This window comes from Neobacillus sp. KR4-4 (genome assembly GCF_042136325.1).
GTDB lineage: Bacteria > Bacillota > Bacilli > Bacillales > Cytobacillaceae > Neobacillus.
On sequence record NZ_JBHHJU010000008.1, the window covers coordinates 1 to 13,929 of the forward strand.

Below are 13,929 nucleotides of genomic sequence, written 5' to 3' on the forward strand. Positions count from 1 at the left end.
CTATGTGCGGACGGGATAAGTGCTGAAAGCATCTAAGCATGAAGCCCCCCTCAAGATGAGATTTCCCATAGCGCAAGCTAGTAAGAACCCTGAAAGATGATCAGGTTGATAGGTCAGAGGTGGAAGCGTGGTAACATGTGGAGCTGACTGATACTAATCGTTCGAGGACTTAACCAATTTTAAGGTGAACTCTGAGTTTACAAACTTCTTCTGCATTATCTAGTTTTGAGGGAATGATTCCTCAATTAAATAGTCTGGCATCAATGGCGAGAAGGTCACACCCGTTCCCATACCGAACACGGAAGTTAAGCTTCTCAGCGCCGATGGTAGTTGGGACACGCGTCCCTGTGAGAGTAGGACGTTGCCAGGCTAACCCTTTTGGGTTATTTTTTTCGTCAATATTTAATAGGGCCCCTTGGTCAAGTGGTTAAGACACCTCCCTTTCACGGAGGTAACACGGGTTCGAATCCCGTAGGGGTCACCAAAGTTTTTTCACGCAAGTGAAAATAACTTTCAATATTTAGGAGGATTAGCTCAGCTGGGAGAGCATCTGCCTTACAAGCAGAGGGTCGGCGGTTCGATCCCGTCATCCTCCACCATATTTATCTTTTATAGATTACGCCGGGGTAGCTCAATTGGGAGAGCAACTGACTTGTAATCAGTAGGTTGGGGGTTCAAGTCCTCTCGCCGGCACCATTTATTTTTTTTGCTTTTTTTGAGCCATTAGCTCAGTTGGTAGAGCATCTGACTTTTAATCAGAGGGTCGAAGGTTCGAGTCCTTCATGGCTCACTAGAGTTTTTTGCGAAAGCAAAATAACTATTAATATTGCGGGTGTGGCGGAATTGGCAGACGCACCAGACTTAGGATCTGGCGCCGCAAGGCGTGGGGGTTCGACTCCCTTCACCCGCATCAAAGTTTTTTGCAAGAGCAATATAACTTACAATCTTTGCGGAAGTAGTTCAGTGGTAGAACACCACCTTGCCAAGGTGGGGGTCGCGGGTTCGAATCCCGTCTTCCGCTCCAACTTACGCCGGTGTGGCGGAACTGGCAGACGCACAGGACTTAAAATCCTGCGGTAGGTGACTACCTTACTGGTTCGATTCCGGTTCTCGGCACCATTTAAATTAATTCATATGCGCCCTTAGCTCAGCTGGATAGAGTGTTTGACTACGAATCAAAAGGTCGGGAGTTCGAATCTCTCAGGGCGCACTTTAACGGGAAGTAGCTCAGCTTGGTAGAGCACTTGGTTTGGGACCAAGGGGTCGCAGGTTCGAATCCTGTCTTCCCGACCATGCTTCTAATAATATATGGGGTCTTAGCTCAGCTGGGAGAGCGCCTGCTTTGCACGCAGGAGGTCAGGGGTTCGATCCCCCTAGACTCCACTTATTCGGAGGAATACCCAAGTTTGGCTGAAGGGATCGGTCTTGAAAACCGACAGGCGGGTCATACCGCGCGGGGGTTCGAATCCCTCTTCCTCCTCCATAACTCGTAATCTATTCTTATTGTCGCGGGGTGGAGCACGTTCGAATATGCTACTTCGAATAAATCTACAGCGCAACGATTGAGCCGCTGCTTGAATAAGCTTTCTGAAATCGGGGCGGTCAGTATCAAATCGTGGAACATGCTCCAAATTTAAAACTCTGGTCCGGTAGTTCAGTTGGTTAGAATGCCTGCCTGTCACGCAGGAGGTCGCGGGTTCGAGTCCCGTCCGGACCGTACTTTTATCCCCAGTAGGTAACTACTGTTGATATAGATTTTGTGTGGCTCAGTAGCTCAGTTGGTAGAGCAAAGGACTGAAAATCCTTGTGTCGGCGGTTCGATTCCGTCCTGAGCCACCTTTTTATATGGAGGGGTATAGTTTAAAGGTAGAACGAAGGTCTCCAAAACCTTTGGTGTGGGTTCAATTCCTACTACCCCTGCCAAATGATTCTATAATGGCGGTTGTGGCGAAGTGGTTAACGCATCGGATTGTGGTTCCGACATTCGTGGGTTCGATTCCCATCAGCCGCCCCATAAATTTTATAAACTATTGGGCTATAGCCAAGCGGTAAGGCATCGCACTTTGACTGCGACATGCGTTGGTTCAAATCCAGCTAGCCCAGCCATACATAAAGGCAGCATAGCCAAGTGGTAAGGCCGAGGTCTGCAAAACCTCTATCCCCGGTTCAAATCCGGGTGTTGCCTCCAATTTAATAAATGCGGGTGTAGTTTAGTGGTAAAACCTCAGCCTTCCAAGCTGATGTTGTGAGTTCGATTCTCATCACCCGCTCCACATAAATATGGGCCTATAGCTCAGCTGGTTAGAGCGCACGCCTGATAAGCGTGAGGTCGATGGTTCGAGTCCATTTAGGCCCATCATATTGTTCCGCAGTAGCTCAGTGGTAGAGCTATCGGCTGTTAACCGATCGGTCGTAGGTTCGAGTCCTACCTGCGGAGCCATAAATGCGCCTTTAGCTCAGCTGGATAGAGCATACGCCTTCTAAGCGTAGGGTCAGAGGTTCGAATCCTCTAAGGCGCGTAAAAAACAAAGTAAAAACGCTTATCTAAGCGTTTTTTTTGTACACTTTTTTAACAACCCCCGCAATCATTTATGAAGAAATCCGGGGTATTTTGCTGGAAGACTCGAGCAAGTACCTTTAGTAGGTGTTTTTTACCTGCTTTTCCAGCTTATTCTAACGCTGAATAAATTCACTATTAAGAGGAAAAATAAGGATAACTTTTTTAGGGAGGACTTATTTTGACAGAGAACAAAAATGTGAATGCTTCAAATGAACAAGATATAAATCGGGAGACGTTGACGACGCGCCAGGGCCATCCCGTGATAGATAACCAAAATATCCGTACGATTGGAAATCGTGGCCCAGCGACACTTGAGAATTACCATTTTATTGAGAAAATTTCCCACTTTGATCGGGAAGAGGTCCCAGAACGTGTGGTCCATGCACGAGGATCGGGAGCATTTGGTTATTTTGAAACCTACGGAAAAGTGGGCGATGAGCCGGTAGAGAAGTATACACGCGCGAAAGTGTTCTCTGGAGCAGGGAAAAAAACTCCGTTAATGGTGCGTTTCTCCACAGTGGCAGGTGGGAAAGATTCGCCCGAAACTGCACGTGATCCACGTGGTTTTGCGGTGAAAATGTATACGGAAGATGGGAACTGGGACCTAGTTGGGAATAATTTAAAAATTTTCTTTATCCGTGATGCGATGAAATTCCCTGATATGATTCACGCATTTAAAGCGGATCCAGCATCAAACGTCCCGAATCCACAGCGGATGTTTGACTTCGTTTCTCGTACACCTGAAGCAACGCATATGATTACATTCCTATTTTCTCCATGGGGGATTCCAGCAACATACCGCCATATGCAGGGCTCTGGTGTAAACACGTATAAATGGGTAAATGAAAAAGGCGAGGCGGTGTTGGTGAAGTATCACTGGGAGCCGAAGCAAGGAATTCGTAACCTAACACAAGAAGAGGCAAACTCGATTCAAGCAAAGAACGTTGGTCATGCGACACAAGATTTATATGAAGCGATTGAACGAGGAGAGTATCCAGAATGGGAGCTCTATGTTCAGATCATGACGGATGATTACCATCCAGAACTGGATTTTGACCCACTCGACGATACAAAGCTTTGGCCAGAGGATCAGTTCCCATGGTTACCGGTAGGCCGAATGGTCCTTGATCGGAATCCTGTTGATTTTCATGCGGAAATTGAGCAAGCTGCCTTTGGTACAGGGGTGCTGGTGGATGGAATGGATTTCTCTGACGATAAAATGCTTCAGGGGCGTACATTCTCTTACTCGGATACGCAGCGCTATCGGGTAGGTGCGAACTATCTGAGTCTGCCGGTGAACGCACCGAAAGCACCTGTTCGCACAAATCAGCATCGCGGCCAAATGGATATTCGTAACCCGAAAGAATCAGGAGAAAACCCACATATTAACTATGAGCCATCGATGCTCGGCGGATATACGGAAACAAATAGTGATAACCGTGCACCGCACCAGCCAGTATATAACGCAGCAGCCATGAGCGCGCCGATTGATCGTCCAAACAACTATGGACAAGCGGGCCATACGTATCGAAGCTTGGATGATTGGGAGCGCGATGAATTAATCAAAAACCTGTCTGAAGCACTGGCAATATGCGACAAACGAATTCAAGATGCCATGATCCATCATTTCACCCAAGCCGATGAAGACTATGGCCGCCGTGTGAAGGAAGGGATGGAGCAGGTAATGAAAGAAATCCAAGAAATGAAGACGGAAAGTCAAGTTCCAGGCCGTGAAGCGGGTAAATCGAAATTTGGTCAGGGAACCATTGCAGCCAACGAAGCAACAAAAGAGGCTGTACAGAAAGGGCACGAAGCGGGTCCTTATTAATCATGATATTTCTGATACTAATGATAAAAACCGCCGTCAAATCGACGGCGGTTTCTTCTATTTAATATAACGGATTATTGATTTCCAAATATAAGGGAAGAAATTCCGGCTAATTTGGAAAATACCACTATTTCCTTAAAAATAAGGGGAGTATTTCCGCTTATATGATTCAAATCGTTGGGTTTTGAGTATATTTAAAGCTATTAAGCGGAATATCTCCGCCTATTTTAGCTTTTTAGCCCTCATTTTTATAATTAACCGGAAATTCTCCGCTTATGACTTCTTCTATCTACGCCAAATTCAACATAGCCTCTGGCTTACTTACCAGCAAATTGAGCTTTTTTCTGTTCAACGGCCTTCAAATCAAAGCGGTCAGCATTCATCACCTTCACCCAGGCAGCGATAAAGTCACGGACAAACTTCTCTTTGTTATCATCTTGAGCATACACTTCTGCAATGGAACGGAGGACGGAGTTGGAACCAAACACGAGGTCCACTCGAGTCGCTGTACGTACAACTTCACCTGTTTTGCGATCGCGTCCTTCATAAACGTTTGCTCCGACAGGCTTCCACGCCACACCCATATCAAGCAAGTTCACAAAAAAGTCATTCGTGAGTTGGCCAACTGAATTGGTGAATACGCCATGTGCCGTGCCCCCATAGTTGGTACCCAGTACACGCAGACCACCAATAAGAACGGTCATTTCCGGTGCCGTAAGGTTTAACAGTTGAGCTTTATCAATGAGCAGTTCTTCTGGACTTACACTGAACTGCTGCTTTTGATAGTTGCGGAAACCATCAGCAACAGGCTCGAGCACGTCAAAGCTTTCTGCATCTGTTTGTTCTTGGGTCGCATCACCGCGTCCAGGAGCAAACGGAACATTTACATTGAAGCCTGCCGCTTTGGCTGCCTTCTCGATGGCGGCACTACCGCCAAGGACAATCAAATCGGCCAAGCTGACTTCTTTTTCGAATTCCTTTTGAATGCCTTCCAATACCTGAAGCACTTGTGCTAGTTGTTCCGGTTGATTCACTTCCCAATCCTTTTGTGGAGTAAGGCGGATTCGGGCACCATTGGCACCGCCGCGATGGTCAGAGCCGCGATAGGTACTGGCAGAAGCCCAAGCCGTAGTTACTAGCTTGCTTACAGTTAATCCCGAGTCTAAGATTTTTGCTTTCAGCTCGGTAATATCCGCAGCTGTTAACTCATAATTACCAGCTGGTACTGGATCCTGCCAGATGAAATCCTCTTCTGGAACTTCCGGACCAAGATATCTTGCTTTAGGACCCATGTCACGGTGTAACAATTTGAACCAAGCGCGGGCGAATACATCAGCAAATTCATTCGGGTTCTCGTAGAAACGACGACCTATCTTCTCATAGATTGGATCATGACGCAACGCCATATCAGCCGTGGTCATCATTGTTGGCACTTTAATCGATGCATCTTCGGCATCTGGGGCAAGATGCTCGTCAGCAGGGTCGACAATCAGCCATTGCCATGCCCCTGCAGGACTTTTTGTCAGCCACCATTCATAGCCATATAATAGCTCAAAATAACCATTATCCCACTGTGTTGGGTTCGCGGTCCATGCACCTTCAATACCGCTCGTGATTGTGTCACGGCCTTTGCCGGAACCGTAGGAGTTGATCCAGCCTAAGCCTTGTGCTTCAATTGGAGCCGCTTCTGGCTCTCGACCAACATGAGAGGCATCACCTGCACCATGGGCCTTACCGAATGTGTGACCGCCGGCAATCAGGGCAACGGTTTCTTCATCGTTCATTCCCATACGGGCAAAGGTTTCACGAATGTCCTTGGCACTAGCCACCGGATCTGGTTTACCGTTTGGACCTTCCGGGTTTACATAGATAAGCCCCATTTGAACGGCCGCAAGTGGATTCTCCAGGTTACGATCACCTGTATAACGATTATCCCCAAGCCATTCCGTTTCCGTACCCCAATAAATATCTTCTTCCGGATGCCAAATATCGGCACGTCCTGCTCCAAAGCCAACTGTCGGGCCACCCATGTCTTCAATCGCGACATTACCGGCTAGGACAAGCAAGTCGGCCCATGAAATCTTGTTCCCATACTTTTGCTTGATTGGCCAAAGGAGTCGTCGGGCCTTATCTAGGCTTGCATTGTCAGGCCAACTATTAAGCGGTGCAAAACGCTGGTTGCCAGTTCCGCCGCCGCCTCGTCCATCCCCAGAACGGTAGGTACCGGCCGCGTGCCATGACATACGGATAAAGAAAGGACCATAATGGCCATAGTCAGCAGGCCACCAATCTTGACTGGTTGTCATGAGATCACGAAGATCTTGCTTCAGCGCAGGATAGTCTAACTTTTTAAATTCCTCTGTATAATCAAAGTCTTCACCCATTGGGTTTGATTTTCTGTCATGCTGACGGAGTATATTCAGGTTTAACGCGTTAGGCCACCATTCCCGATTGGTCGTACCACTTGATTTGACACTAGTCGCACCGCCGTGAAACGGGCAGCCCTCGATGTTTCCATTTTGTTTACCATCCATATTTCTTATCTCTCCTTTTATGTAAATTTATTTATATATAATTATGTTTCTAGTAAAAAACTTAGACACATTAATTATAATAATTATTAAATAGTATTTATAATAATTATTATCTAGTTGTTATAATAAATTAGTGAAAATAAAAAGTCCAGAAAAATGTGGCTTAAAAAAAATTACAGTAACAAGAAGGTGGATCATGCTGTTGAAATGGAATACAGAATTTTGAAGTTTCATAGATGGATAGTGAGTAAAAAATAAGAAGAATCATTGGAAGATAGAATAGAAATGGATGAAAAAGATGTTTTCAGAATTTACTTATATTCTCATTATAATGAAGTATATTGTAAGTGGGCAAGTTATATGAGTACTTAAAGAGAAATCATCTTGGTGATATGTTCACAAAATTTAAATATTTATCAAGTGACAGCATCCTATGTCCTTTGAAAAAAGTTATATATGGCATTAATAGGTACTCGATATTCTCATAGAAATGTAGTTGGCAAGTTATGAAGCATATTGTCCAGAACAGGGAGTACATGAGGAATTGGCTATGGGTTCACACTGGAAATTTTTACGGACAGGCAGCAAAGTTACGGTCAATGGACAATCTCAGAAAATTGATCTAAGCGACTTGTGTGGAGGAAAGAAAGTAGAGGGACAGTCTCCTATTGTTATTTTATATAACCATAGAACTGTCTCTTTTTTGTTTTTCTTTTATCGAGGAACAAACTAGAAATCTCTATTTTTTAATGTGTTAAATCTTATGCCTTAAAATGAAACTGCAGGAATGTAAGTATTTTATTATGGTTCAGATTATAGATATAAACATGTTATTAAAAGGGTGGGCTATTTTTGGTATACCTTTTTGTGTAAAATAAAGGAAGTAAATAATAAGTTATTCTTTCTATTTTTTATCCCACAAAAACCTAATGACTTAAAAGAGAAAAAGTTTATGAACATAAAATACGAGGAGGGTACCATTTTGAAGATTACGCTAGGCTATTGGCTAGATTCGACCACGTATCCGGATGCACTTGGAGATCAAGAGGCATCAGTCGGTACCGTAGTAACAGGCTTTAACGGCTTAATCGGCATTATAGAAACACAGTTAGGGCTAACCGTACCGAATGTATCGGAAAACCTACGGATTGCAGAGTGGCAGGAACTTATTCGTAAACAGGATTCTGGTAAAAAGCTATTCTCAAAATCTTTTGAGACTGATTCTTGGAACACAGCGAAGGAATTGTTACGTCGCCGGGATGAGTTAATGTTAGCTGGATGGAACCCTTTAGTACATGTTGGCGGGAGTGCATGGATCGATACACTGGCAGAGCTGGAGCTTGCTAATCCTAACCGTTTATGTGGTTTTCCTGATCGAGTCCGAGGTTTAATCTCAAGGTTACAAGAGCAAGTGCAAGTACAAATCGAGAAAATCAATATTGTTGATGAAGATAAAACACTATGGGATCCCTGGTGCATTCAATTAATCGATTTATTAAAGGAAATAGGGGTAGAAACTCAGAATGTATCAACCATGTTTGAAAAAGAAATACAAAAGGATTCATATACTGACTTATCCCTTCTACAAAAGGTAATGGCAGGGGAAAAATCGTCCGAAGTGGCGAAAGGGGATGGGAGCTTGCTCCTTATTCGTTCCGAACAGGAATGGGATGCTGCAGACTTTTTGATCAGCTGGCTGCAGCAAAACACCTCGGAAGATACGGTATTCATTAAAGGGGACGGGTCATTATTCCTTGATGAGCTTCTCAATAGGCGGGGAGTACCGGCAGCAGGAGTGGACGCTCTTTCAAAATGGCGTGCAGTTCTTCAAGTTTTACCGCTTACCATCGATACTTACTGGGAACCGTTAAGGGTGGATAGGATGCTCGAATTATTAACAATTCCAACCTCTCCTGTACCAGGAAAGATCAGGTATAAATTAGCCAAAGTATTAGCCGCAAATCCAGGAATTGGCGGGCCACTCTGGGTGCAGGCAATTCAGGACGGAATAAATGCCTACGAGGAAATATGGACCGCAGAAGGTTTGGACGAAAAGGAAGTGAAGAAACGGAGAAAAAACCTTGAAGCAAGGCTTGATTTGTGGGTGAATCATGAGTATTATGACCCAACCGAAGGCATTCCCTTTGAACAACTAATGAATATTTGCCAAAAAGTTAGTCAATGGGCGGCATTGAACTATCAAACAACAAACGACCTTATGTTTGTACAAGCTACACAATATGCCCAAGAGGTAATGGAAGGACTAAAATCCCTTGGGGCAAAAAGGGTGACACGTTTGCAAGTAGGGCGCATTCTAGAATCTGTTTTAGGTGAAGGAGCCAAATTGTCCGGTTACACACAGGAAGCAGCCCAATGGCAAGTCGTCAATCATCCAGGGCAAATCTGGGGTAAGGCAGAAAACATCATTTGGTGGGGTTTTCATAAAAACATGTCCGGACCTAGTGTCAGAACTTGGACATCGAAAGAACGGGGATGGTTAAGGGAACATGGGGTCAACCTCCTTGAAGAGGACGTGCGGCGTCGAAGAGAAGCAGCTGCTTGGCAGCGGGCGGCACGTTTGTCTGACAAAAGGCTGATTCTTTTTGCTCCTGCAAAAGTGAAAGGCAAAGAAATTTCTATTCACCCATTATGGGACGAAATACGCTATGCCATTGCAAAAGATCACAATACTGAGAAAAAAATTACCATTGAAGCGGCTGATATACGGAAACAATCAAGGTTCTCAATTCCGGGAATGGAATTTGAAAGAACTCCATTACAAACAACCAAGATCCCAGACCCAATAAGAACTTGGAGGGTTCCTGAAAATATCGTCGTGCCTCGGGAAGTTGAATCTGCAACCAGTTTCGAAGGGTTAATCGGTTGTCCTTTAAAATGGACCTTTACATATGTTGCGAATGTGAAACCTGGTAAGATCCTTTCTTTACCACATGAATCCATTATGCTTGGAAATCTAGGACATGTGATATTGGAAACCCTTATTACTGAAAAAACCGACTGGAGCGAGGAAGAAGTAGGTATACGAACGGGGGACTTGTTTGATCAGTTGACACCGAGGCTGGCTGCGACATTACTAGAGCCGCAAAATGGAATTCTTCGCAGTGAAACCCGATTTAAACTGCAGAAATCCTTGCAGAAATTTTTTAAAGTGTTGAATCATGCTGGGATTACCATCCAAGATACCGAAATAGAATTACAGAAAACATGGAGTGACGGAGTTGAGTTCAACGGCAGATTGGACCTTATCGGAGAAACCGCATCAGGGAACAAGATCTTGTTTGATGCGAAATGGTCGAGAAAACCAAGTAATTACAAAGTTCGCTTGGAAAACTTATCGGTACAATTAACTCTTTATCATTGGCTCTTAGCCGAAGATGACAATCAAGAACTTCCTGTTGCCTACTTTATGCTGCGCAGCGGTGATTTCTTCAGTTTGCCGCATGGGGATTTCCCTTCTGACTACCACGTAGCGGGTCCATCACTTTTGGAGTCTCATCAGTGTTACGTCAATCTGTGCAAGATATTTGGTCACAGCTCTTAAAAGGGACGATTATCGCCCCAGGTGTTCCATCCAAAGGGAATACGGACAAGAGAACGGAAGATGGCCAGGAGTTGAGTGAAGATTCATTTGTAACAACGATAGACCCGCCATGTGCCTATTGCGAATATCAGAATCTTTGTGGTTTTAGGAGGGTGAGGAAATGAGCGGAAAGTTAAAGCTGTTAAGTGCTGGGGCTGGTGCGGGCAAGACCTCCCGTTTATCGGACGAAATTTTAACATCCATTCAAAATGGAGTGCCGGCAGAAAATATTATGGCCACCACATTTACAACGAAAGCAGCGGAAGAACTCATTGAGCGTGTTCGTCTCAAGTTGCTAGAATCGGGCGATAGCACATCTGCTGCAAGAATTCTGGATGGGTATGTTGGTACTATGAATAGTGTATTTGGACGGCTGTTACGGGAATTTGCCCTTGAAATGGGGTTATCACCTGTACAAAAAGTGTTGGCAGAATCAGAAGCTAGTTCACTTTTTCACACCATTGCAGCAGAAGTCATTGATAAATTCTACCGGGACTATCGCCAGGTTTTCATTCGTCTCGGGTTAGAGGATTGGCGTGATCATGTCCTTAAGATCTTATCACTAGCTCGTGAAAATGGATTGGAACCAGAGGATGTTCAAAACTGTGCCGACTATTCATGGGAAATCATGTCTGCATGGCTGCCCGGGACATTAGCCAATCCTGATCAGCTGGAGGAAGATTTAAAGGCAGCCTTACGGGTGGCAAAATCAGAACTGCCTGGTGGAGATTCAACGAAGGCGACTGCACAGGTTGTTGAAGATATTGATTCGGCGCTCAAGGAATGGGAACACAATGGCTACATTTCTTGGCAGCTATGGGCAAAATTAAGCAAGTTAAAACCTGGAGCGAAAAGCCGAGATGCAGTCTCACCGATTCATGCAGCTTCATCTGTGCATGATCGTCATCCAAGGCTTCATCAAGACATGAAAGACGCAATGGATGCTCTTTTTTCTTGTGCGGCAGAGGCTATGGAAACCTATGCGGTGGAAAAGAGCAAACGCGGATTAATCGATTTTACTGACCAAGAGGCATTAGCCCTTACTTTATTGCAAAACGAACAACTTGCCGAAGTGTTAAAAGACCGGATCTCCGATGTATTCGTCGATGAGTTCCAGGACTCGAGCCCGTTACAAATCGCTTTAAACATGCAGCTTCGTAGGATTGCCCAAAGAGCAACATGGGTAGGAGATGTAAAACAGGCAATCTATGGCTTTCGAGGAACAGACCCCGAGTTGATGCAGACGGCAATGACAAGCATTCCTGATTTAGCAATTGAAGTATTGGATGCCTCCTATCGCTCTCGCCAATCATTAGTTGAATTCGTCAATGCGATTTTTGTTCCAGTTTTTGAAGCTAGAGGTATGACAGCGGAGCGAATTGCATTAGATCCAAAGCGGGCTGACAAACAAGAGCAGGCCATGGCAGTTGAAATGTGGTCTTACTTGAATTCTAAAAATCAGCTAAGCGATGCTGCACATATCGCAAAAGGAGTAAAAACGGTCTTAGCTCAAAAAGATAAATATATCATAGTGGATAAAATATCCCGTGAACCACGACCTTTAAAAGCAGGAGATATCGCGATTCTTTGCAGAGCGAACGATGAGTGCGTGAGGGTGGCAGAGGCACTCTCCAAGTTAGGTATTTCCGCAACTGTAGGTGAAAGTGGATTACTAGCTACTCCAGAAGTGGTGTTCGCCGCAGCCGCCCTACGTTATTTAGTCGACCCTAACGATACATTGGCGCTTGCTGAATTAATCCACTTTTCTTCAGACACTTGGGGTGAAGGGCGTTGGTTATCCGGCTGGCTTGATCAGGAGAATCGAGAAGAGATCATGGCTGCGGAGCCATTCATCCAAGCCTTAGACCATGCAAGAGGAAAAATGGTTCAAATGAGTCCTTCTGAAGTATTGGATTTAGCATTAGTAACGGCAAAAGTGGATGAAGTCGTATTAAGATGGGGACAAGGTGATCAACGTCTAGCGAACTTAGATGCCCTTCGGAAAATTGCGATAAAGTATGAGGAGACGGCCGCAACCAATGGAAGCGCGGCCACAACAAGTGGATTTCTTTTATTCTTAAAGGTTCCGGATGACCTTGTTACCAGACTCATCGGTCAATTCATCCATCCAACCTACCTTTGAAAAATCACGAGCTGTTAGCACAAGGTAATCTCTGGCCCTTGTCATTCCTACATACATCAACCTTTGATTTTCATCGGTTAGTTGCTGAACCCTCTGTTGAAGTTCAGTTGCAGCTTGTACATAAGTATCTAAACGGACATTACTTGATTGTGCTCCGTATGGCCAAGGCCAATAATAAAGCCTGCGTCCATAAAGTGGATTTTCTACATTAAAGCCCGTTGTACTAACGGCTGTCACCCGGTCAAATACAGGCGGTTTTTTCTTACCCACAGCCGATCTTTCTAATGAATTCAGGATGACAAAAGGCCACTCTAATCCTTTTGCCTTATGATAGGTTAATACCCGAACTGCCTGATCATCAGTCGATTCTGCCACAAGGTTTAATTCTTTGTCCTTTTCGACAGTACTTGGGATTGCAGAGGCTGATCAAGAGGATGCTTCCCTAGATAATCAAGTGGGGAAAATCATAGTTAAGGGTAAGCCATTTGCTTGTAAGGTACGAGTGTTATCAATTGATGAGGATACAGAACGAACCGCTGAATCTGAATCAACTGGACATTCTGAAATGGTCTATGTCGGAAAAACGGTAGAAACTTCACCATTTGTTCCTGCACGCTTTAGCCCAAGCGGACAAAAGAGTGAGGAAGAATTAAACCTCCAACAGCAGCCTGAACTGGAATCTAGTGGTTCAAAACTTCATCGTATTGGCAATCGTCTTCCGCTTTCAGGAAACCCGGATATGACCGTGCTTGGGGAAATGGTCCATGCCTTTTTAGCTGCTGATAACCATGGCAATTCCAACGAAAATAGATTCCGAATGGCACAAGCCATGAGAACCAGGTATGACATTCACGCACTAACAGAAGATGCCATGCTTGAGGCATCGGACCGGTTGGAGCTATTTATTACACAACAGTACCCTAATCTTCTTTCTAGACACAACGAATGGCCAATTCACTTGCGGAAAGGACAGCAGAAGGCTTCCGGCTGGATTGATTTGTTGATCCTTACACCACAGGGTTGGGTCATTATCGACCACAAATCATTTCCTGGAAAAGAAGCGGACTGGCTTTTACGTGCTGCAAGTTACCTGCCTCAGCTTCAAACGTATGCAGAGGCATTATATAAAGCAACTGGAAGTCCCGTTGTAGAAGCATGGATCCATATGCCGGTAGTAGGGGCGATGGTTCACTTTAAGGAAGAAGAATTGAAATCAAAAGCCTAAAAATTGTAGAAAAGCAGCCTTTCCCCATCCAATTTCTG

7 protein-coding genes, 21 tRNA genes and 2 rRNA genes are annotated in these 13,929 nt (G+C 44.7%); 28 read left to right on the forward strand and 2 right to left on the reverse strand.

Going from position 1 to position 13,929, the window contains the following annotated elements; genetic code table 11:
• The 24 genes from ACE198_RS10055 to ACE198_RS10170 form a co-directional block, all read left to right on the forward strand.
• A 23S ribosomal RNA gene (locus ACE198_RS10055) occupies window positions 1-177 on the forward strand; the annotation flags it as partial.
• Between the two features lie 76 nt (window positions 178-253).
• A 5S ribosomal RNA gene (rrf, locus tag ACE198_RS10060) occupies window positions 254-370 on the forward strand.
• A gap of 39 nt (window positions 371-409) precedes the next feature.
• Window positions 410-484: transfer RNA gene (locus tag ACE198_RS10065), tRNA-Glu, on the forward strand.
• Between the two features lie 39 nt (window positions 485-523).
• A tRNA-Val gene (locus tag ACE198_RS10070) sits at window positions 524-599 on the forward strand.
• A gap of 21 nt (window positions 600-620) precedes the next feature.
• Window positions 621-696: transfer RNA gene (locus ACE198_RS10075), tRNA-Thr, on the forward strand.
• 21 nt (window positions 697-717) lie between these two features.
• Window positions 718-790 (forward strand) — tRNA-Lys (locus tag ACE198_RS10080).
• Window positions 791-828: 38 nt separating this feature from the next.
• Window positions 829-910 (forward strand) — tRNA-Leu (locus ACE198_RS10085).
• A gap of 39 nt (window positions 911-949) precedes the next feature.
• A tRNA-Gly gene (locus ACE198_RS10090) sits at window positions 950-1,024 on the forward strand.
• Between the two features lie 6 nt (window positions 1,025-1,030).
• Window positions 1,031-1,119, forward strand: a tRNA-Leu gene (locus ACE198_RS10095).
• 17 nt (window positions 1,120-1,136) lie between these two features.
• Window positions 1,137-1,210, forward strand: a tRNA-Arg gene (locus ACE198_RS10100).
• Between the two features lie 6 nt (window positions 1,211-1,216).
• A tRNA-Pro gene (locus ACE198_RS10105) sits at window positions 1,217-1,293 on the forward strand.
• Window positions 1,294-1,310: 17 nt separating this feature from the next.
• Window positions 1,311-1,383 (forward strand) — tRNA-Ala (locus ACE198_RS10110).
• Between the two features lie 7 nt (window positions 1,384-1,390).
• A tRNA-Ser gene (locus ACE198_RS10115) sits at window positions 1,391-1,483 on the forward strand.
• 160 nt (window positions 1,484-1,643) lie between these two features.
• Window positions 1,644-1,717: transfer RNA gene (locus tag ACE198_RS10120), tRNA-Asp, on the forward strand.
• 46 nt (window positions 1,718-1,763) lie between these two features.
• Window positions 1,764-1,836: transfer RNA gene (locus ACE198_RS10125), tRNA-Phe, on the forward strand.
• 13 nt (window positions 1,837-1,849) lie between these two features.
• Window positions 1,850-1,923 (forward strand) — tRNA-Trp (locus tag ACE198_RS10130).
• A gap of 15 nt (window positions 1,924-1,938) precedes the next feature.
• Window positions 1,939-2,014 (forward strand) — tRNA-His (locus ACE198_RS10135).
• A 17-nt stretch (window positions 2,015-2,031) separates the two neighbouring features.
• A tRNA-Gln gene (locus tag ACE198_RS10140) sits at window positions 2,032-2,106 on the forward strand.
• An 8-nt stretch (window positions 2,107-2,114) separates the two neighbouring features.
• Window positions 2,115-2,188: transfer RNA gene (locus ACE198_RS10145), tRNA-Cys, on the forward strand.
• 11 nt (window positions 2,189-2,199) lie between these two features.
• Window positions 2,200-2,273, forward strand: a tRNA-Gly gene (locus ACE198_RS10150).
• Window positions 2,274-2,282: 9 nt separating this feature from the next.
• Window positions 2,283-2,356, forward strand: a tRNA-Ile gene (locus ACE198_RS10155).
• Between the two features lie 9 nt (window positions 2,357-2,365).
• Window positions 2,366-2,440 (forward strand) — tRNA-Asn (locus ACE198_RS10160).
• A gap of 5 nt (window positions 2,441-2,445) precedes the next feature.
• Window positions 2,446-2,519: transfer RNA gene (locus tag ACE198_RS10165), tRNA-Arg, on the forward strand.
• 219 nt (window positions 2,520-2,738) lie between these two features.
• Complete coding sequence (locus ACE198_RS10170) at window positions 2,739-4,388, forward strand: catalase (protein ID WP_375375456.1); 1,650 nt, start codon at window positions 2,739-2,741, stop codon at window positions 4,386-4,388.
• Between the two features lie 317 nt (window positions 4,389-4,705).
• On the opposite strand, the gene katG is transcribed toward ACE198_RS10170, so the two are convergent.
• On the reverse strand, window positions 4,706-6,922 hold the full coding sequence (katG, locus tag ACE198_RS10175) for a catalase/peroxidase HPI (protein ID WP_375375457.1): 2,217 nt from the start codon (window positions 6,920-6,922) through the stop codon (window positions 4,706-4,708).
• A 982-nt stretch (window positions 6,923-7,904) separates the two neighbouring features.
• Here katG and ACE198_RS10180 point away from each other — a divergent pair.
• The 3 genes from ACE198_RS10180 to ACE198_RS10190 are packed head-to-tail and all read left to right on the forward strand — an operon-like array spanning window position 7,905 to window position 12,666.
• Window positions 7,905-10,484 (forward strand): PD-(D/E)XK nuclease family protein, encoded by a 2,580-nt coding sequence (locus ACE198_RS10180; RefSeq protein ID WP_375375458.1) that lies wholly within the window; start codon window positions 7,905-7,907, stop codon window positions 10,482-10,484.
• Complete coding sequence (locus tag ACE198_RS10185) at window positions 10,442-10,648, forward strand: hypothetical protein (protein WP_375375459.1); 207 nt, start codon at window positions 10,442-10,444, stop codon at window positions 10,646-10,648. The genes ACE198_RS10180 and ACE198_RS10185 overlap by 43 nt, the downstream gene beginning before the upstream one ends.
• Entirely contained in the window at window positions 10,645-12,666 is a 2,022-nt protein-coding gene (locus ACE198_RS10190; RefSeq protein ID WP_375375460.1) for a UvrD-helicase domain-containing protein, read from the forward strand. The genes ACE198_RS10185 and ACE198_RS10190 overlap by 4 nt, the downstream gene beginning before the upstream one ends.
• Here ACE198_RS10190 and ACE198_RS10195 read toward each other — a convergent pair.
• Entirely contained in the window at window positions 12,601-13,041 is a 441-nt protein-coding gene (locus ACE198_RS10195; protein ID WP_375375461.1) for a 3'-5' exonuclease, read from the reverse strand. The genes ACE198_RS10190 and ACE198_RS10195 overlap by 66 nt on opposite strands.
• Window positions 13,042-13,054: 13 nt before the next feature.
• On the opposite strand from ACE198_RS10195, the gene ACE198_RS10200 reads away from it, so the two are divergent.
• On the forward strand, window positions 13,055-13,891 hold the full coding sequence (locus tag ACE198_RS10200; protein ID WP_375375462.1) for a PD-(D/E)XK nuclease family protein: 837 nt from the start codon (window positions 13,055-13,057) through the stop codon (window positions 13,889-13,891).
• The last annotated feature ends 38 nt before the right edge of the window (window positions 13,892-13,929 follow it).